The organism is Oleiphilus sp. HI0043 (genome assembly GCF_001634935.1).
This window is the reverse complement of the sequence record NZ_LWEY01000706.1, coordinates 1-641: the sequence shown is the minus strand read 5'-3', so window position 1 is coordinate 641 and position 641 is coordinate 1. Positions and strand designations below refer to the sequence as shown.

Annotated in this window: 1 protein-coding gene; it reads left to right on the top strand. The window is 45.9% G+C overall.

Translation table 11 applies throughout. The features are described from left to right. A partial coding sequence (locus A3729_RS32615; RefSeq protein WP_197475691.1) for a hypothetical protein occupies positions 1–641 on the top strand: 641 nt, incomplete at both ends.

Sequence of the window (641 nt, the reverse complement as noted above, 5' to 3'; positions counted from 1 at the left end):
GGTAAAAATTGCGGCGGTCATTGAGCACGAACAGAGCAGTAAGCACGACCGTTTCCATCCTATCCACTTAAGTGCCGAACAAAGCCTAAAAGGACAAATGGTTCACCCTTTTGTCTACAAACAAAACGCCTATTTTGAGGTGGAGAGTTTGTCTCGCAATGGCTTCTATGCAAGCGGGATTCACACAGAGTTTACCTTGTTTGAAGGTATGGAGCTGAAGTATAGCTTGGGTTCGATTCAAGAGCTTCAGAATGTCGTCGGTAAGGTGTCCAACGTTTCGTTAACGGATCAGAATAAAATTAGATGCTTTATTGAAACGCCCTCACTTTCGTATTTGGCAGAAGACGAGCTGGCTCAGCATTGCTTCCATTTTGCACAGAAGACGCCGCGAGACATTAGTCGAGCGGGTATGAATGCCCAGCATATTCAAGAGCTGGTTCAGTATCGTTTTGTTGAAACTCAGGCGGAGTACGAAGCCGTCTTGAAATTGCGTCGCAAGTCATACGCGAGTATGGGGATGTGTAACAAAGATGACCCTATTGCACGCTTTGCTATGCAGCAGGATGCTTATGGTCGGATATTGATTGCTTTTCATAATGAGCGCGTAATCGGTAGTGCTTTGCTGGTATTTGGTGAGCGAG